This is a genomic window from Ammoniphilus sp. CFH 90114, from assembly GCF_004123195.1.
Lineage (GTDB): Bacteria > Bacillota > Bacilli > Aneurinibacillales > RAOX-1 > YIM-78166.
Window position 1 is genome coordinate 42,271 of record NZ_SDLI01000017.1, and the last position, 20,809, is coordinate 63,079.

General features: G+C 48.9%; 7 protein-coding genes. 1 reads left to right on the forward strand and 6 read right to left on the reverse strand.

Going from position 1 to position 20,809, the window contains the following annotated elements:
* Window positions 1-115: 115 nt before the first annotated feature.
* From EIZ39_RS23465 to EIZ39_RS23485, 5 genes are all read right to left on the reverse strand, one after another.
* The gene (locus tag EIZ39_RS23465) at window positions 116-2,413 is read right to left on the reverse strand and encodes an S-layer homology domain-containing protein (RefSeq protein ID WP_129203489.1); all 2,298 of its coding nucleotides are present in this window, start codon (window positions 2,411-2,413) and stop codon (window positions 116-118) included.
* 417 nt (window positions 2,414-2,830) lie between these two features.
* Window positions 2,831-7,444: an S-layer homology domain-containing protein gene (locus tag EIZ39_RS23470; RefSeq protein ID WP_129203491.1), complete on the reverse strand. Its 4,614-nt coding sequence runs from the start codon at window positions 7,442-7,444 to the stop codon at window positions 2,831-2,833.
* 11 nt (window positions 7,445-7,455) lie between these two features.
* The gene (locus EIZ39_RS23475; protein ID WP_129203493.1) at window positions 7,456-9,048 is read right to left on the reverse strand and encodes a M4 family metallopeptidase; all 1,593 of its coding nucleotides are present in this window, start codon (window positions 9,046-9,048) and stop codon (window positions 7,456-7,458) included.
* 430 nt (window positions 9,049-9,478) lie between these two features.
* The gene (locus EIZ39_RS23480) at window positions 9,479-14,677 is read right to left on the reverse strand and encodes a cadherin-like beta sandwich domain-containing protein (RefSeq protein WP_129203495.1); all 5,199 of its coding nucleotides are present in this window, start codon (window positions 14,675-14,677) and stop codon (window positions 9,479-9,481) included.
* 405 nt (window positions 14,678-15,082) lie between these two features.
* Complete coding sequence (locus EIZ39_RS23485) at window positions 15,083-16,723, reverse strand: hypothetical protein (protein ID WP_129203497.1); 1,641 nt, start codon at window positions 16,721-16,723, stop codon at window positions 15,083-15,085.
* Between the two features lie 132 nt (window positions 16,724-16,855).
* Here EIZ39_RS23485 and EIZ39_RS23490 point away from each other — a divergent pair, with 132 nt between their 5' ends.
* A complete protein-coding gene (locus EIZ39_RS23490) occupies window positions 16,856-18,493 on the forward strand; it encodes a putative polysaccharide biosynthesis protein (RefSeq protein WP_129203499.1) in 1,638 nt (545 codons plus the stop codon).
* Between the two features lie 47 nt (window positions 18,494-18,540).
* Here the strand turns inward: EIZ39_RS23490 and EIZ39_RS23495 are convergent.
* On the reverse strand, window positions 18,541-20,809 hold a 2,269-nt coding region (locus EIZ39_RS23495), incomplete at its 5' end, for a cadherin-like beta sandwich domain-containing protein (RefSeq protein ID WP_164985281.1).

The window sequence follows — 20,809 nt, forward strand, 5'->3', positions numbered from 1 at the left end:
CAAAAAATTCGTGGGAGTCTGACCCCGGCTTTTTACTCAACAGCAAGCTAGCTTTCCTACCTTTTAAAAGAATGGAGTCTGACCCCATTCTCCCCCCTTTCTCCTTTTAAGTCTACTAATAAATCTTATTAATCACCGTCGCTGCCTCTGCCCGGTTCAATACGCCGTTCGGTCGGAAGGTCTGATCCGGGTAGCCGGTAATGATTTGGGATTGGACGACGGCTCCAATGAGTGTTTTATTCTTGATCTGGTTCTGGTCGCTAAAGGAGAGCGCGCTTGCGTCTCCTGTCAGCTTCATCGCTCGAGCGATCATGACGGCCATTTCCTCTCTGGTAATTGGTTTTCGAGGTTGAAAGTTCGATCCAAATTCACTTGGGACGATGATGCCTTGTGCGATCGCGGTTTGGATAAAGGAAGCTGCCCAGTAATAGGTTGGGATGTCGTTAAACGTTCCCTGTCCAGCTTGCAGCGTGTATCCTTTGGCTTTGACCAGCATGGTGACGAATTCTTCTCGATTCACGGTTTTTTCAGGGAGAAACGTTCCGTTCTCGTATCCTGACACGATGCCGTTCTCGAAGAGTCGATTGATGGCTGCTTTTGCCCAATGGGCTTGGGTATCCGATAAGATCAAGGAGAAATTCTCCATATAGCGGTCATTGATATACACGGCGTAGTCTTGGTTCGGCACCAAATTCGTGAATGACGCTTGAAAATTACTGGATGGCGTGGTTTTGACGATTTGATTTCCCGTTTTCAACACGACTTCCACGGTACCAGTGGTTCCTCTCCATTGAAGCAGAACGGATCTCTTCGTGAGATCCTTCCTTACCGAGAAGTTCGTCACCTTGTCCTTCAAGTCGGTACGGATCGCTTGGATGTACGTCCCATCTACATAGACCCGGTATTCGGTGTTATCCGTTAAGCCGGAGAAGGAAATGGATTGTCCTGACGTTGACTTTTCAAAAAGGGTTCGGTTGCTCGCATCTCGGAGCTCAACACGGACCGTTCCGGTAGACCCTTGCCAGGTAAATTCGGCCGTCGATTCAGTTTTGGATTTGACCTTGAAATCTCGGATGTCCTGAGACAGCTTGAACCGATCCACGTACACGCCTTCAATATACACATTGTAAGTGGTATTCGGAGAGAGTCCGCTAAAGGTGATCGCGCGATTGGACGTACTGCTATACTCTTCTACATCGTCTCTGCTCCCGTCGGTGAGCTCCACATACACCGTTCCCGATGTTCCCGTCCAGGTTAATTCGACTTTCGTACTGCTTAGCGGGTTTACCCTGAAGTTCTGCACATTCACATTCCCGACCAAATCTCGTATCCGGAAGTCATCCACATATCGATCGTTGATATAGACATCATACCTTGTATCATAGGAAAGACCGCTAAACGAAGCACTTCGATCGCGCGTCCACTCGTCATCTTCCTTGGAGTTTCCACGCCTAATCTCCACGTAGGTGTCTCCTGACGTGCCGCTCCAGGTGAGCTCTACTCTAGAGGTTCCGGTTCGTCTCACCTTCAATCCACTGGCTTGTCCTGAATGAGAAAGAACGGTCACTTCACAAGTCGCGGTCTTTCTCCCACTGTCTGTAGTCGCCGTGATCGTCGCTCTGCCTGGAGCCACAGGGGTGATGACACCATTGTTCACTCGTGCTACAGCCGCATCACTGGTAGACCAGGTTACGGAGCGATTCGTTGCATCTGCAGGGGTGACTGTTGCTGTTAAGGTGGTTGTGCCACTGTTCAGAAAGGTGCTCAGGCTGGTTCGGTTTAACTCGATCCGTTCCACCGCGACTCCTGTCACGGTTACTTCACTCGTTTTGGTAATTCCACCCTCGGCAGTGGTGGCTATAATCATGGTCTTGCCTGCCTTGAAGGGCGTGACTACCCCCTTCTGATCCACGTCGGCTACCGCTCTATTCGTGCTGACCCAGTTGACCTGTTGATTGGTGGCATTGGCCGGTTTAACCGCAGCGGTAAGCGTACCCGTCGGTCCCCCAGAAGTCAGATTCAACGTGGGAGGACTTAGTTCTAGATCCTTAACGGGTCCATAGACTTTAATTTCGCGAAAATCGGTTTTTCCGCCCTCCACCGTGCTGACGATGATCGTCGTAGTTCCTGCTGTAATCGGGGTTACCACGCCCTCCGAGTCCACCTTGGCGACTGCTGGATTCGTCGACGTCCATTTGACCGCTGAATTGGCCTCTGGAGGGGATACTATCGCCTTTAGCTCTACCGTCTTCCCCTCTTCTAGCAGCGGGACGGTATCCGGAGTAATCTTGACACTCGTGACCGAAACGGTGGATGCTAGCACCGACGCATGATGAGCGAATGGTAGAAAAAAGAGAAAGAAGGATACAAATAAAAAGCGATATATCAACCCACTGTTATAAGCGTTTAGCATACTGTTTCTCTCCTTACAAATCGATCTATTCCCCTTGACACAACAGACGAGCTTCCCTCTTCTTTTCTGTCAAAGGGACTCTCTTTATCATAGCAAAACCTTCCAAATTGAGCTATGAGAGGTTGGGGAGAAGAGAAAAGTAGAGATGACTATAAGCAAAGAGGTCAGACCCCGTTCTTCTCCATAGACGGACATACGGTACCTTGTTTCGTCCAAAACTACCTTCTTGATCAGGCTAAAGGACATAGAATCCTCTACTTCCTCGATTTACATCAAAAAGTAGCCTCATCCTTTCAAATAAAGGACCCCATGTCCGCTAGAACGTCAAAATCCCACTTTGTGGCCCGGATAGCGGATCGTATGTCCGATCACTTCACAAGGAAGAGGCTGCCCCTTAGGGACCGCCTCTTCCTTTCGTTACTCACTTGTTGAGGTAAATCGATTCCTTGCCGTTTGAAGATCCGTAATCGGTTGTTGCATGTCAGGAAGCGTAGAATCTCCACTCGGTTCGGTTCCCTTTACGAGCAACTTAAATTCACGCATGTATTTTTCATAGCGATTGGTTAAATAAGCGGTTAAGCTCACGACCGTATCCGCCACAGGTCGGGTGACATGCCCATCCAGACCGATAATATCCGATTGGTCGCTTGTCCACGTGATTTTTGCTCCGTGTATGCTTCCGATCGATGGTAAGTAGACATCACCCGTAACGCTTTCGGCAGAATCTCCTGGTGTAAAACCAATCTCTAAAGAATAGGCATCATCCAAAATCGCATACCAATCCTCGACGATCATGTCGATGATTAAGGCAAAGGTCGATTGGATATGATCCCGGTCATGGTATGGCTTATGTTCGATGAGGTATTGTCCGATGATCTCAAGCTCATAGTCTTCCATGGCTGAATAATACTCATGATCTAGATGCAGGTAAGGAGACTTGATGGCCCCAAGCATCTCAGGCACCGTCGTTGCTTCATTGACAGCTTTCACTGCGCTAGCTTCACTCCCGTTTCCATAGATTCCCCTTACCGCCATATCGACGAGGTCTTGAATCATCCATCGATTCCACACTTCCGTTCCCCTGCTGCTATAGACCGCCTGAGCAACCGATTGCTGCTGGGCGTCGGATAGAGAGTAATACGGGATCAGCTGCAAGGCAAGGTCCTCTGACTCGATGGCGAGGCGGAGGCTGGCTATATCCGCTGCCTCATTCACGGCGTAGACGGCTGCCGCAACGCTCTCCTCCATTGGCAATATGTCTAACGTCACAGCGTCTGTAGAATAGCCGTCTTCGATATAAACCACATGCATTCCCACAGGTAGCGCATTAAGGTAAGACATCTGCAAGGCAAACTCGTTCATCGCTTCATCGGTGGTATAATCGATGTCACGTCTCAACAACGAAGAGTCATTCCTGAGGGTGAAATCGGTCAACACCGGATCCTCCACGTTGCGATGATCCTGATCGTATTGCTCAACATAAATAAGCGTTTCCGTAGCGGCTGACCCTTCTAAGAGCTGACGCCCTTGGAACGGTGTAGCTATAATACCCTTTTGAAAGGCTTTGACAAGAAGGGGGAAATACAGCTCATATTTTTCATATCGATTTGTAAACAGCGCAGAGAGAATGACCTCCGTATCCTCACTAGGCAAGAACACATGCCCCTCCGCTGTAATCACCTCAGGGCGATCAGATGTCCAAGTAATGGTAGAACCATGAATGGCCCCTTCTGTAGGAAGCACAATGTCCTTGGTTACATGCTGGTCATAGTCTCCTTCAGCAAAGCCAATCTCCGTGGCTCTAATATCATCCATGAGGGCATACCAGTCTTCCAAAATCATGGCGATGATCAAATCGAAGGCTTCTTGGATCGCCTCACGACTGCTGTAGCCTGTTCCACGCTGTTCCAATAAATACTGAGCCACAATCTCGCGCTCATACTCTTCTAGATAAGAGTAATCAGGGTTATCCAGTTGCAGGTAAGGAGACTTGATGGCATCCAGCATCTCCTGGACAGTTTGGGCCTGGTTCACAGCCCGAATGGCACTGACTTCGTCTCCATCCCATTGAATCTGTGTAATAGCAAGATCTACCGCATCCTGAATAGCCCAACGAGAAAGGTATCCGGTTTCTTTTCCTACCAGAACAGCTTGAGCCACGATATTCCGTTGGCTGTCCGTAATCGATTGATACGGTACGAGGGCAAGACGCAAGGCAGGCGACTCCAGCGCTGCTCGTGTATCCTCCATAGAAGTGGCTGCGTTGACAGCTTCAACGGCCTGAGAAAACATTGACTCGGACTGAACGATCAACGGCAATTCCCCAGTTACATCATGGTACGTGACAGATAAGACGGTCTCCCCTGCCGACAATTGATTCAGGAAGGAAGACTCCAGCGCTAATCCATAGGTTTGCTGCACGACGGTGTAGTCTCTGTCCATTTGCAAGAAGGAAGATCCGTTGCTAATCTGGATTTGGCTATAATCGGTTACAGCGGCCTGTTGTCCGAACTCATTAATCAAACTTAAGGTAAAGAAGGCCTCAATCCCTGATTCCTGTACCGCAAAGCGATTCCCATAGAAAGGATGGACGAGCAGGGCTTGCGATTGCACGACCTGGATCGGGAGTTCTACTTGCACTTCCGCATGTCCATCGGAAACCCGTAAGGATAACGTCGTTTCCCCTAGGGACTTCGACGTTACGTGCAAGGAACCGGCTTCTAACTGCGCTTCGACAATGTCCTCGTCACTCGAGGTGAGTGAGCCTGCAACGAAGTGCAAGGCATCTCCATCCTCATCAGATGCTAAGTCGGATGGCTCATAGGATCCTGCGGGATGACCCAAGAGCAGCCGCTGCTTCGGCTGGGATTTCGCCACTGGAGCATGCTGGTGCGCAGGCAGTACCTGCAGGGTGAAGGAGGTTTGACTCGTCCCTAAACGTAGGGTGAGGGTATGCTCTCCTTCGCTTAGCATGTTCAGGTAAGACACCGAGAATTGAACTTCGTTCGTTGTCTCGTCCAAGCTATAACCCTTGGTCAGCTTCGTGGTTCCGTTAAGAATCGACAAACCCGAAAGATCGAGGTCTGTTACCTTCTGACCAAAGACATCCAGTTTCTCCACTTCAATTACAAGCGGGTGAGTGGCCTTCCCTACCGCGAACGAGCCGCCAGATAAAACGGTTGCCTGCAATTCTTCCGCTTGGGTGACCTGTACAGAGATCGAAATCTCCTTCTCCAGCTTGCCATCTGAAACGAGAGCCTTGACCACCACTTCACCTAAGCCCTTCGGCTTAAGGACTAAGCCATTTTGCTCTATGATTGCTTCTACGATTCCTTGTTTATCCATTTTAATAGAATCGGCAACCAACACGAGAGTGTCTCCGTTCGCGTCTGTTGCTAGATCACTCGCTTCGAAGGTGATCGGCTGGCTGCTTAGCCCTAGTGTTTGAACTGGGATCGTTTTGGATTGAGGAGCATAATTGGTAGATCCTCCGCCACCACCTCCGCCGCCTCCACCAGTGGGAGGAGGACTAGTGCCATTGGTGCTCTTAATATTGTCTTTTACTCTAGCATAGTTGGTCACAGCGTCCGCTGTTTTCGTTCCCTCGGGTAACCGAAGATTGTTTACCGTAAGTCCAGTGTTTAACGTCAGCTTCGACCTGGTATCCGCCACTTGGATCTGTTCAATCGTTCCTGTATTGTTAAGGACGAGGTTGCCGCTTCCCATGACGTTCAACTGCTTGATCTGTCCTGATCCAGAAAGCTGGGTCTGCTGCTGGCCCCGTACTTCAAGAACCCCAATATTGGCATGAAGCTCTAGCTGCTGAACCCCCTCTTGCACCGTCAGCTTAGGAAGCGTAATCTGGCTGTCGGCTGTGATCGCAGCATTCACGTTGACGGACAGGTCGCCGACCGTGGTTTGTCCTCTCGGTGCTACACGAACTTGCGGTTTGTTGATTTCCACCTGACCTAGTTTCGAATCTTCAAACACCACCGTATGGCTGTCTCCGCCGTTAATCACGGTTTGCCCCATGACCTTCAGGTTCGAAGCATAAAAATCATGCTGCACGCTCTTTTGAATCTCAAGATTGCCTTGAACGTTTACATTTTTTACTGAAATAAAATCCCCTTGAATGCTGAGATCCCCATCAAGCGTTACATGACCTGCGTCCAATACCCTGTTTCCGCTGAATTCAGCTTGTCCAAGCTGCGGCACCTGACCACTTTGTGTCAATTCCAGATACGTAATCTTAGAGATGGTTTGATCAACAGCAACGAATCGCATCTTGGCCCCTTCAAGAATCGATTGATTCCCCGATGTAAACAAAGGAGCTAAGGACTCGGTGACTTGATAGCTTTTTCCATCGATGATGACCTTTCCATCTTCCATACGGTCCACGGTGGCGGTGTGAGCTTGGAAAAAAGGAAGGGCTTTAGAAAGCATCACCGCAATTTCCTGACGGAGAGCATGGCGCTTCGGGCCGAACTGCTGGCCGTCTCCTTGGATCACTCCCGCTTGACTCCAGAACTGTACGGCTTCACGAGCCCAAGGGCTAATTTGCTGTTGATCGGTAAAAGCAAGGTCTGAACCAGCTCCTCCAGCTGGCTTCACCCCGGCTGCTCGAGCTAAAAGAACCGCGATCTCCTCGCGTGTAATCGGATCGTTCGGACGGTAGTGCCCTTTGCCGTCTCCTTGAAGGATTCCCAGCTTGTCAAGGGCAGCGATCGGCTTCTCAGCCCAGCTTCCTTGCATGACATCCACAAAGGGAGACGTAAGAGTCTCGTCGGTCAAGTTAACATTCAGCGCATTCGCTATGATCGCTGCAAACTCTTGGCGAGTCAAATGGTCCAGAGGACGAAATTGCCCCTTGGCATCGCCCTTCATGATTCCCCGTTGCTGCATCTCTTGAATGGATTCCTCTGCCCATGCCGCAGCATGACCTGAAGCATCCGCTTGCATCGGTTGCGAGAGAGGACTAAACGCCGTTAAGGCTGCAAGGGATACAGCCAGCATACGATTCCATGTTTTCAAGCGAACCCCTCCTATTCTATCCCTACATTCGTCCAAGCGGTTTGGAGAGATTGATAGGCATCTGATCCTTTTCCATACAGCTCTTCGCAAGCCAATAGCGTGGCTGCCCGAGCACCTGAAAAGTCGGTATTCGGTGTCATATAGTCACGGAGCGCCAAGTACCATACCTTCCCTGCCTCCACGCGAGACCCTATGGCCTCTGCAAAATGATAGAACGCCTTGTTTGGAATACCGGAATTAATATGGACGCCCCCATTGTCTAAATGCGTGACAACATATTGATCCATATGGCCCGGTTGATCCCCCAATTCCGGGTCATCCATGTAACGTAGAGCATCCCCTTCAATCCCAGGTGTCCAGATCTCTTCGCCTAGCAGCCAATTTTCGTTTTCAATCGCCGTACCTAGAGCATCCGCCCAGGATTCATTCAATGCCCCGGATTGATCCTGATAAATCAGATCAGCGGTATACTGTATAACCGCATGGGTGATTTCATGTGCAACCACATCGAGTGCGCCGGAGAGCGAGGTCATCAACTCTCCGTCCCCATCTCCATAGACCATTTGCCCTATGCCACCGCTCCAAAAAGCATTGTTATAGTCTTTCGAGTAATGAACATTTGATATAATGGGTGCCCCCATATCATCATAGGAGTTGCGGCCAAGCTCATTTAAATAAAAATCATAGACAATGGAAGCGTTATAGTGGGCATCTACAGCAGCCCGTTGCAACTCATCGTCCCATACGTTGTCAGTGTCCACAACATAGGCTTGGGAAGTGGTTCCATTGCTGTAGGTATAGGTGTTAATCGTTCCACCCTGCAGCGCCATCATTTTGGTGCGATCCTCAAGATAAAACTCATTTCCCTTTTTCACCGTGTTAATCCATTTGGCCTCCAGGTCGGCGCCTGTTCCAATCCCGATAGCTTCCGCTGCTGAATTGAAGGCATTAACAATGGACCCATCCACAGCTGAGACAAAAATGATCCAATCCCCAGGCGTGTTGCCCCCTAGGTAACAGACGTTAACCTTATACGTTAAAATCGCCTGGTCACCTTGAGGCAGGTAAGTTAACTCACTTGTGATAGGAACCGCCAGCTCCCCTTGATACCCCGTGTATTCTAGCGCTTTCTGCTCTGCCGCTTCATTTGATAGGGTCGCTTTAGTTGCATTCACAACCAATGGTTTGTACTTTCCCGTTACACCGGATAGGCGCCCATTCTTTTCATGTACAATTAATTGCTCTCCATAGACAGGAACACCGTTCATGACACGATCCAGACGCGTATGATGGGTTAGTGACTTCGTTAAGCTCTTCTTCCCCGTTACACCCGCCTTGGGTTCAGGCATCTTTTTCACCTTGAACTCCTTCGCCACATCTTTGATGCCATAGGTCCCTTTTACCTTGCTGAGCGCATCCAATGCCCTCTCCTGTGGGTTCACCCCACGCAAAGAACCAAGATCCCCCACTAGATTGTGAATTTCCCCTCTCTCATTCTTCAAAACTTTCTTCTCTACTAAAGCATAAGAACTAGTCGGCTCGAATAATAGAATCGAGGCCATCAGTGAAGAAAGGACTAAGGTTGAGACTACTCTCTTATTCATTCGGCTCTTCTCTCCCAAAGGTTTTTTGTCATATTTATAAAAAGTAGCAATATTAGAATTATATCTGGTTTAGAAAAAATTGGACAGGTTTCTTTTTAGAATAATAGGAATAAAGTCCGGTCCTTTCCCCCAAAAAATAAGCGGAGAAATTTCCCCTATTTCCAAAAGTGAGGGCGTTGGGCGGAGCATAAGCGGAAAGATTTCCGCTATTTGCCCTAAACGCCAAGGAAAGGGGCAATTTTTGCTTGTTAACGGAACTTTCTCCGCCTCATTCGCTCTTTTTTCCCTCATATCAGAAAATAACGGAACTTTCTCCGCTTACGGATCCCCCTCCGCCCTCTCTCTACCTTTTCCACACAAAAAAAAAGACTATTTTCCTTTCGGGAAAACAGTCTCCATATCATCCTTTTATGATTCGTCTGGTGCAGCCTCAGGGAACCACCGTTACACTAAAGGAGGTCAAAGCTGTGCCGCCTTTTCCATCGTTTGCTTCGATTTCCATTATCGTGCTGCCTACCATAAGAGGTGTGAGAGTCAATTGACTACCTTCCAAGATCACTGAACCCACTCCCTCATCTAAAGGTGTCACGGTAAAGCTCAAAGGATCTTGATTCGGATCGACGAAGACCTCGCCTAAGTCGATCGTGATCACAGCCCCCTCCTCGAGCACCAATTGCTGCCCGGGAATCACCTTCGCTACCACAGGCGGAAGATTCTCGCTATCTGGGGAGGCTTGAACGGTTACGGTAAAACTCAACTCCGCCTTTTTCCCTTGTGGGTTTTCCGCTTGAAGCGACACCGTCGTCACCCCTACCCCTTTCGGATGAAGAATAACTTCCATCCCTTCGAGGGTGGCCTCCACCAGTTTGGTATCGCTGGAGTAAACACTTAAGGTCACACTCGCTGGTTCTTCAAACACCTGTTGAATATGAAGTCTCACGGCTCCACCCTCTAGATAGAGGACTTGATCATCTAGTCGCTGCCCGATCACGGGAGCAGGACAAGAAGGTGGCGGAAGAACAACGTCTGGGCTCTCCACAAGAGTCGTAAAGGTGTGCGTTCTCGTTCCTCCTCTTCCGTCTGTCGCCTTCACGGTCACCGTCGATTGGCCCGCTTTCATCGGAACGATCACGAGCTGCGGATCCAACGCATCCTGTACAACCCGAACCGAGGTCTCTTCGGTGGACTGAGCAAAGAAGTGCAGCAGATCTCCGTCAGGGTCCCTAAATACAGGAGCAAGAGGAAGGGTGCGTGGACCTTCTCCTACCTTTACCACCTGATGCTCAATAGGCTGCTCGATCGTCGGGGTCTGATTGGCGCCCGTGTAGCCATTTATAATAATGTTGGCTAGCACGACAGGATCCATTACACTCAAGAGACCATCCGAATTCATATCGGAAACCAGCTTTTCAGCGGCTGTCGGAACTTCTCTTTCCAGTATGAAATTAATGAGATTGATCCAATCTGTCACGTCCGTGAACTGATCGAAGTTCGAGTCTCCCATAAAGAAAAACGCTTGAACCGTTTCATTCCCTGCTGCATCCCGCACATACAGGGTGTAGGGACGATTTTCGGTGATGACAATCGAATCCGTGAAGCTTTCACCCATCGTTATTACTTCCTGCTTAGAAAGTAAGCCCGCGCTTGCTTTTCGCTCTACGATGGCCGTTCCCGTTCCATCTAGATTCAGCTCGACCAGAATAGAAGCGTCTTTATCATTAGGGCTTTGAGTTAAGCTCTGGACCGAAATAGAAGGACTTTCTACATCGATATTCGTAATCTGGATCGACCTGACGGCAACATTTCCTGCCGCATCCCTCGCAAACACCGTGTAGGTTCCATTCTCATACACCTCAAAGGTATCACCCTCTAAGACCACGCCAATGGAAGCAAAATCCTCGATAGCTAGGTTTCCTTTTGCCCACTTTTTCATAGGAACCGCGCTTCCTGTACCATAAACCTGAGCCGTCACTGTCACCGGTTGGTTGGTCGCGTTGAGCTCAGAAGCCGTGAGCGTAATCTCCGGTGCTAAATCATCAATGACGGTAACCGAACCATCCTTCACCCGGAAATCAGCCGACAGAGTATTCCCATGCTGGTCAACAAATTCAGGATCCGCAAACTTCAACTCGCTTCGATCATCGACCAGGGCCGATGGGCTTACGTCAAAGTTTAATGTCATGAGCTGGCCCGTGCCGCTAGGAATCTGGGCATTCTCGAGATTGGCCACAATGACGCGGAGTTGACCCTCCCTTATGGAATGAAAGTCTGCTCGGATACGAGAATCCATTAACGAGCCTTGAGCCAAGCTCTTAAACTCCAACAAACTCGAGTCAAACAGAAGATCAAATTGCAGACCGGCTACATCACCAGATGTACTGAGAAGAATCGGCACTTCCACCGTTTCCCCTGTACGCGCCGTTACCTGATAGGCTTCCAAGACGGAGTAGATCCTTTGTTCTACTGCATCCGAAATACTTGCTCGATGAACCACATCTCCATGATATTCCGCTGTCAAGGTGTGAGAGCCGATGGATAAGAGAGACGTCGTATAAACGGCTTCTCCTTGCTCATCTAACGAGAGAATCGCAACGGTATTCGTTCCCTCCTTCAATGTAACATTTCCCGTCGGAACAGAAGTCCCTTCCGTTGGACTCACCTTAACATGAAGGTTGATCGTCTCGCCCGCATTCGCCCCCTCTTCCGAGGTTGTTAGTACGGTTAGGGTGTTTACGAGATCTAGCCGGTGCACTTCAATCGTGTACGGTTTTGGGATTCCATCTTGACCCGTTACCTCAACCGTAATTTCATTGTCCCCTACGTTCAACGACACAGGAAACGCTACTCTACTCACCGCATCCGAGCCATTAATCCGGAGGATTGCGTTGGGATCTGCTGTCGTCGCCGTCACCGCTACCTCGTCTATGGCATGCGGTACGCTGGCGGTGTAGGCTACTATGGCAGGATCAAAGCCAGGATCGAGATCAACATCTGTTAACTCAAGTCCACTTAGATTGGCATCCGCTACCACTTTGATCGTATCCGATACAGGGGTTATATTCCCTGCTTGATCTCGGAGCTCCATATCCACCGTTTTCACCCCGTATCCACTGGAGAGCGTCCAGCTCTTCTCAGTTGTTACGGGCTCCCAGTCGCTCCAATTCGTACTGTCGTTCGACAGCCTCATCTCGACGGTGCCGCCGTCATCTGTCCCTGTGATGGTGAGATTCACTAGAGAAGAGAAAGTTTCAGGTTCACCGTTGTTAATGAGTAAAGATCCAACTGGGACCGTTTTATCTATGGTGAAATGGACCGTCGTTGTATTCCCTGCCTCATCGGTTACAACCAATGTATGGTTTCCTTCTGTGCTCACCGTGTCTCCACTGCTAAATGGCATTTCATTCAGCTGAGCTGTTCCCTCGTTAAATGTAATGACCAAATCCGAGTTCGTAACTTCCCCGTACCTTACCCCTTCCACGATCGGTGCATTAGTGTCTAGAATGATGGTGTCGGAAATGGAAGGTGAAATGGCTCCCTTGATGTCACGCAGCTCCACATAAACCGTCTTTACCCCTTCTCCTGAGCTCAGGGTCCAATCTTTGGCATCAGCGTGTGACTCCCACTCACCCCAGGAAGTCCCGTCGTTGGAGAGACGCATCTCCATCGGATGGTTCTGTGGATCCGTTGCCGTAATCGAGAGCGTTACATCTACAGAACTCGTAGCCGCCGCTCCGTTATTAATGACAACTGATCCTGATGGTGGATCATTCGGTAAGGCCGTAATATTAAATCTACCTACTGCCGTAGCCGTTTTGAGGTCTGGCGCTCCATTCGTTGTCCCGTTATCCTGTACCGTATACTCGAAGCTCGCGGGACCCGCATAATAGGGTGTAGGGGTAAAATAAACCCGTGTTCCCTCTATTCTTGCTTCGCCTCCTAAAGGATTGGCAACCGAGATCAGCGTGAGCGTCTGGCCACTTTCATTGATCGGACCTGCGCTATCATTGCTTAAAAGGTCTTCGATTGTAAAGGACGCTCCCGCTGCATTTTCCGCTATGGCTGCTAGATTATTATCCTGAGCCATAGGCGCATCGTTCACCTCAGATACCGTAATACTCGCTTCCGAGGCGTCACTTAATCCCTGACCCGTCGCATCCAATGACGCTTGCACCTTAAACGAGAAGATTCCCCCCGCAGGAGTATTCGCATCGGCTGCAGGCATAAACTTCAATCCGGCAGCACCCTCGTTCACGGTGATAAAGCTATCAGAAAGAACAGGGGTAACTCCATCATTCTTTAAGAGTGTTCCGCCTGTAATTTCCGTAATCTTAAAGAACTTGACTGATGTTGTATCCGCGACATCTGGCGTAATCACTAATCCGCTTGTCGTTAAGGTATCTTCCGCTGTAGTCGCATTCGTTACGGATGGACGATTCACCTTAGGTGGGGTTCCTCCGAAATTGAATAAACGAACTTCCATCGTTCCGGTCCGGATCGCATTAACGGTGGCTAATCCCCCTTCATAGCCGGTAACCAGGACAGGCCATATACTAGCCACTTCATCCGGCCACGCGTCAGTCACCCGTTTATCAACTTCTAGTAAGTTCCCATCATTATCAAAACGAGTCGCAAGCACCGCCCAATCCTCTTCTTCATTATATCTCGGTATGATAAATCCTCCGTCAGCTATTCCGAGGGGTACCACAATGCTCGTGTTTCCAATGACTTTGACAATCTTCTCTAGAGTACGCGTTCCGTCGGGTGTAAAAATAGCCAGTCGGGATTCACGAGTAGTATAATCGCCCGGTTCCGCTTTATAGGCGACTAGGAAGTTTCCATTTGCAAGACTAGCGACATAATTTTGTGCAGCTCCACTCTTATAAACATCCGAAATGCTGAATTCGGACTTCTTCACGCCTCCGTTATTATGAAACAAGATTCCTTTATACTGCCCGGCTGTATAGCGGTTATAGACGACCATAAAGGTCCCATTATCATTGGCCGCAATGTCGATATCGTATACACCCATCGAATCGTTTACAATACTTAATTGATTTCCTCGGGCCGTTCCTCCTGAGTCAAAGATACGAAGCGCATAATTCGTCCCACTTGTCGCCCAAACAAAAGCAAGATCACCATTAGAAAGTTGGGCCGCCGCTGTGAAACGATTTAAACTTCCTGCATCGCTATTGATCATGGTAGGAGCTTTCACAACCTGGCCATCTTGACTAATAATGGTAAAGTAAGCATCTTTAATAGCTTGATTAATCGAAGATGAATACCAATGAATGAGTAGATTGCCATCATTCAAAACCTTCAGCCTAAACTGATCTGCTCCGCCGCTTGCCTTAGGACTACGATAAGAACTTAGATTGGCTATCGTAGATACTTTTTCTCCTTCAGCACTGTAAATCTCCAGATCATCGCCATGAACCAAAGCCAGCTTCCCGCCCGGCAAACCAATACCCTGAGTGATGTTTGTTGTATTAATAGTAAAAATCTTATCAGCTATATCTAAACCTGTAGCACTAACAACCATTGGACTTAAACCAAATAAGAGATTTGAAAACAGGAGCAACAATACGCAGAATATCCTTTTATATCCCGGATATAACAACTTGTCTATCATCCCTTTCCACCAAAAATTGTGAAGCACATGAAATCATTCCCCCTTTCTGTACAGATTAGGAAGCTTAGGCATATCTACCTAATCTTCTATATTATAAAACAGTTTGGTTTATTCTGGAATTTAAAATTACAGATTTCCTAAGTCGGTGAGGAGGAAGGCAGGGAGATAAGCGGAGAAAATTCCTCTATTCTTAAAAATGAGGTCGTTGAGCGGAAAATAACAGGAAAGATTTCCGTTATTGGCCCAAACCGCAAAGAAAATGAGGATTTTCACTTGTTAGCGGAACAATCTCCGCCTAATGTGCCCTCATTTCCTTCAATTTGAAAAATAACGGAAAATCCTCCGCTTAACTAGTCACGCTTTACCTTGTGACAAGGGTCAGTCCCTCACTCCGCTAAAGCGGGTCTACCGATCCTTCAACCGGAACATCAGATCCTCCCAATCATAAAGCGGATGACCCATCTTCGTCAGGTAGCGTTCTTTTACATCGATCAAGTATTGAAACTGAGGGTCTGGATTTTTATTTAGTCGTTTAAATAACTCTTGGCTATATCGCAAATCCTTCAAGGTTAAATGCATATAATCCTTCATTCCATAGCTGCCATCTGGCATATAGGCATACCACAGATCCCCATCTTCCGGCTTGACCCACCGCTCGGTGGTGTCGATGACCGCGGTGTGCAGCTTCTCGGCCATCTCGGCGTAGGCTTCTTGCTTGGTATCCAGATAGAGTTCATAGAGAAAATTCATCTCCGCTACTAAGTGGTTGAGAGAGACATGTGTCTTTAAGATCTGGCCATCAAACTGCCCTTGTCGGTAGTCATAGACAAGATACCCGCCGCTCCTCGTACGGTCATGGTGAGTCTCAGCAAATTCTAGGAAAAAGGCCGCATACCGTTCCGCAGCTTCTAAGTAAGCTAGATCCCCAAATTTCCGATAACCATCGAGTAGAAACCACGCGGCATCCGTGCTAAAGCGAGTGTCATAGAAGCCTTCGCTTATCCCATAATCTTGCTCGAGCCACGAGGACTTCGGCTCCGTATACCAGAAGCCTTGTTCATTCTGGGTATGGAGCGCTCCTTCTAAGGACATGATGGCAAAGTTCTCCGAGAATCGGTCGTCTCCATAAAGAAGAAACTTGCTCCCCACATGCTGCGCTGGAACGACCCAGAAGCTCCAGTCTTCATAGGGAACATAGGATGGATCAGGGATATACTGAACCCCGCCTGGGGTCCACTTCCGCACTCGATCCAGATTCGCTCGAGTCATGAGCTCACGTTGCCCTTCATCCTCCCATTTAAACATGCCCTCTCTTCCGACCACTCCCCACTGCTCGACTTGTTTTCCTTCCAGATGAGGGAGTGGGATGGTAAGCTGCTTGGCCGTCTCGGTTGACTTGTAATAGAAGGGACTAGCGTCTTCATAATGCTCTTTTCGCACGCCGTTGCCTAAGGGCTCATAGATGTTCACCATATTGGCATGGAAGCTGAAGTCCTCTCCATCGAAATAAAGGCTATGCTTCGGTAGCCCCCCTTCATTGGCAAGCAAGGTCGGCTCCGTCCACGTACTGTTCCCGATCGAGTAAGGAGAAAGCGGCTCAGGGACAGGCGGATATATTAGATGGCGCTCCGTCACTTGGTTAGCGGTAGAGGCAATAGAAGCTTGCAGTTGGATCGGCTGATCGTAGGAGGCCATGGGTTCATATCGAAGAAAGTAATAGTAATCCCCTGTCGTCTTCAACCTCATCCCTTCATACGAAAGCTGGCCTAGGTGGAGGTCCCCACGCCTGACATTCCAGGCTTTAACCTCACGTTCAAGCTGAGGCTTGTCCTCCTTTACTCGCTGATCCTTTTGTTCCTTCAATTGAAAATCCGCGTTCAACATCATGATGGATAAGTCCGGCATCTCTTCGTCATTCAAAATCGAGATCACCGTATGTTCTTTCAGATAAACGTATTCCCCGTATTCCTTCTGAATCAAATAAGTAAGTCCTCCGACCAAGATGGTCAAGAGGACGATAAGTGCTGTTTTTCGTATCCAACCCACGGACTGCACCAACCTCTTCTTCTGTCATGTTTTCGTTCATTGTAGCATACAGAAGGTACTAGATTGTAGCTTATAAGGGTTATGATATAATAAGTCATCTTTACAACAGATTGATGAAAGACGGGGAAACTTATGTCCAAAAACGCCCTCATTCGAGGAACGATTATATTAACCATAGCCGCCTTAATTACTCGTGTCATGGGCGTCGCCCAGCGCATTCCGTTGCAGCGGATCCTAGAGGATGAAGGCATGGCGACCTATGGCATTGCTTATAACATTTATGGAATCCTGTTGATCATCGCCACGGTTGGCATTCCCAGTGCCTTGAGCAAGCAGATTGCGGAGTATCATGCTCTAGGTCAATTTCATGAAGCCCAGCAGACGTATCAGGCGTCGCGAACCTTCTCGATCTTCGCCGGAGTGGCAGCAGCCGTTCTTCTCTACGCAGCCGCTCCCTTTTATGCGATTCATATTAGTCATGACCCCGAGGCAATTCTGGCCATCCGAGCGATTGCTCCCGCCTTGCTCTTGTTCCCTCTCATCTCGATCATGAGAGGCTACTTTCAAGGCCTGCAGTTTATGTCCCCTACGGGATTATCGCAGATTTCCGAGCAGTTTCTTCGTGTTGGAGTCGCCGTGATTCTGCCTTTATACTTATTATCGGTCGGTTTCTCGCGGGAAGTCGCGGTGGCTGGCGCCTCTTTCGGGGCGGTGGCGGGAAGTTTCGGGGCGATCGCGGTGATGATTTATTTTACTTATAAAACGAAGCAAAAGCGCGAGGAAGAACAAAGGGCACAAGCGAAATACGAAACGTTGTCGCGTAACCAAATTTACCGGAAGTTGCTGAAAACCGCCATTCCGATCAGCTTGGCTTCCACGGCGATTCCTTTCATCTACTTTATCGATTCGTCTACGGTCATTTCCTTATTAAAGCCTTCGATGGGATTCGAGGAAGCGAAAGCCACGCTTGGGATCTTAGTTGGACGTGCGCAAGCCCTGGCAGCAATCCCTCCAATTTTAGCCATTGCTCTGAGTTCGGCTGTTCTGCCCGCAGTGGCATCCGCCTACTCGAATAAGGATCTGAAGCAAGTTAGCCAGATGGGCTCGCTTTCCCTCCGGTTAACCTTGCTGACCGGTGCTCCTTTGGCCTTGTATTTGACTGCTGCGGCGTTTGCCGTGAATGGGTTTTTGTTCGGGGATATCGAAGGCTCATGGGTCGTGGCGGCGTTGTGCTTCGGGAGCATCTTTCAGATGCTGATGATGACCTCGATGGCGATCCTTCAAGGGTTGGGCAAGACGACCTTACCGATGTGGCATGTGTTTGCCGCGATTGTTGTCAAGGGATTGCTTAACATCGTGCTGGCTCCTTGGATCGGGATCTATGGCGTCATCCTCGCGACCACGATCAGCTTTTTGATCATCCTCTTTTTGAATCTGCGGGCCATCCAACAGCTGGTTCCCTTGCAGATCCTATCGGAACGATGGAGAGGATTTCTCTGGTCTTCTGTCGCTTTGGTTGCATCCGTCTGGCCCATTTATATGGGACTGGAAGCATGGATTACAATCGATTGGCCTGTGTTCGTAAGATACGGATTGATATGTCTCGCTACAGCTTTAGTCGGATTCCCTGTCTACTTTGGCTTGCTCCTGCTTCTAGGCGGAATGAATGCGGAGGACCTCTCCTTCTTGCCCGGTCGAGTGCGGAAGATTCTGGGTCGCGTGTTGAGGAAGAAGGAACAGGAGTTGGAGAAGAAAGTGAATGATTTGTAAGAAAAAAGAAAACCCTTGTAGTCTAAAGGACTACAAGGGTTTCTTCTCTATCTCTTCAAGTATTCATCGTACCCGCCAGCCATAATCACATTCGCTAGGAGTACAGGATCAACCACATTCAAGGTCTCATCCCGATTCATGTCAGCCAGCATGTGTTGAGCTGCGCTAGGTGTTTCGCGTTCCAGCACATAGTTAATTAATTCTAACCAGTCGGTCACATCCACTATGCGGGTGAAGTCCACATCACCCATGACATGTATCAGCTGTACCGATTCATTGCCTGCTTCATCCTGGGCATAAATGGTATAAGTGGTGTTCTCGGTAATATCGAAGGCCATCTCCTCTAGGATGTCAGTCCCTTTTGTTTCAAAATAAGAGGCGGATTGAATCCCTTTTTCCACTTTTAACCTTGCGATGTCCGATCCCGTTCCATCCGGAGTGACGTCCACTTGAACCGATCGCTCCGTCGCATGACCAGTGTAGGTATACGTGATTGTAGGTGCTATCTTATCGATGTCGAGCTTCACCCCACCATCAACGGAGGTAAAGTGTTCGGTCAGCTCTTGACCCCGGTTGTTCGTCATCACGTAACCATTCAGTTTTAGGTCTATCTGATATCCATCTGGCAACGTAAAAGCCGCTTTCTGGATATCAAACTCGACGTTGACCAGAATCCCCGCTTCTTCTCCAATGGTTACATTCCCCAGATTGGCCACGATTACCCGAAGATCTCCATTACTTAAGGAATGATAGTCAAAGGATCCATACACATCTTGTTGAACGGTAGAAGAGCCAATTCCTGTTAACAAGTTTCCTGCTTGAACCGTTGACAGGGATAGATATCTGCTGTCATAGCTCACATCAAATTGAAGTCCTGCTAAATCTCCTGCACTGGTTAACCGGACAGGAACCACTACCTTTTTCCCGGGCTTTCCGCTGACTTGATCCATAGTTAACGCATCGTAAACAAACAAACTTACGGTAGCCTCATTGGAATAGTCAAACCCATCATAAGCACGGTACGTAAACTGATCCGCTCCACGGAAGCCTTCGTGAGGATAATACATAAAAGATCCTGCTGCTTCGACGTAGACGGTACCATGAACGGTTTCACTGATTTTCTCGACGACAAGGTCATGCCCGTCGGCATCTTGATCATTCTTCAGAAGACCGGAAGCTTCGATCCGTAAAGGAACGTTCCAGCGGGTGTTATAGTAGTCATTCGCGGCCATTGGAGCCGCATTCGGTATGGCTGACACCACGTTGGAGTACCCTTCTCGGTCACCCCCTGTTACGACTAAACGGAAGTAATACTTCGTCCCGTTGATCAGTCCTGTGACCTTAGCCGACGTCGACCCTGAACCTAGGGCATCGGTTGTCGCCGGTGTCCAGGTTGTTCCATCCGTTGATTGTTCGAGTTCCACTTGAGTTGCATCTGTCAGTGCACTAAAAGCGAATTGTACTTCGCCATTTCCTTTAGTCGCCACCAGATCGGAAATCGGCAAAGGATTTCTCGTCACAGTAACGGTATAAGCTTTCGTCGTTCCGTCTTGCGCTGTAACTTGAATGGAGACGGAAGGATTCGGTCCAACCGACAGTGGAATATTTAGCGTATTTCTATCCGTTCCATTGATCCGCAGCGTTGCATTCGCATCTGCTGCTGTCGCTGTGACATCCACGTTCGTAACAGCATATTCGACAATTGCGTTATAGACTAATGTTCCGGCATCGAAGGCTGGTGTTAAGGTCCCTTGGCTGAGTGTCAGGTTGCTTAAATCTGCGTTTGAAGACGGAGCTCGCGTGACCGTAACCGTGTAGGTCTTCGATGTGCCGTCTTGGGCTGTTACCTCAATGGAGATAAGATTTTCGCCTACATTTAATGAAACATTAGACGCAAGGCCACTGGTTGCCTCCTTACCATCAATCTGCAGCTTTGCATTGGCATCTGCTATGGTCGCTGTAACATCTACGTCTGTAACAGCATTACCCACACTTGCCGAATAGGTTAGTACCCCTGCATCGAAGGCTGGTGCCAAGGTCCCTTGGCTGAGTGTCAAGTTGCTTAAATCTGCGTTCGAGGACGGAGCTCTTGTGATCGTGATAGTGTAAGTTTTCTTCGTGTCATCCTGAGCTGTTACTACAACATTCAGGACGTTTTCCCCCACACTCAATGTCACATTCGACGCTTGTCCGCTTGTTGCCTCTGCACCGTCAATCCACACCGTGGCATCGGCATCCGCCACAGTCGCCGTAACATCCACACTTGTAACAGCATGATCTACACTCGCGGTATAGCTTAATACCCCTGCATCGAAG

Bases quoted from the DNA above. Each gene is read 5' to 3' on its own strand.
- EIZ39_RS23465 (WP_129203489.1), bottom strand. From the start codon at position 2,413: ATGCTAAACGCTTATAACAGTGGGTTGATATATCGCTTTTTATTTGTA.
- EIZ39_RS23475 (WP_129203493.1), bottom strand. From the start codon at position 9,048: ATGAATAAGAGAGTAGTCTCAACCTTAGTCCTTTCTTCACTGATGGCC.
- EIZ39_RS23480 (WP_129203495.1), bottom strand. From the start codon at position 14,677: ATGATAGACAAGTTGTTATATCCGGGATATAAAAGGATATTCTGCGTA.
- EIZ39_RS23490 (WP_129203499.1), top strand. From the start codon at position 16,856: ATGTCCAAAAACGCCCTCATTCGAGGAACGATTATATTAACCATAGCC.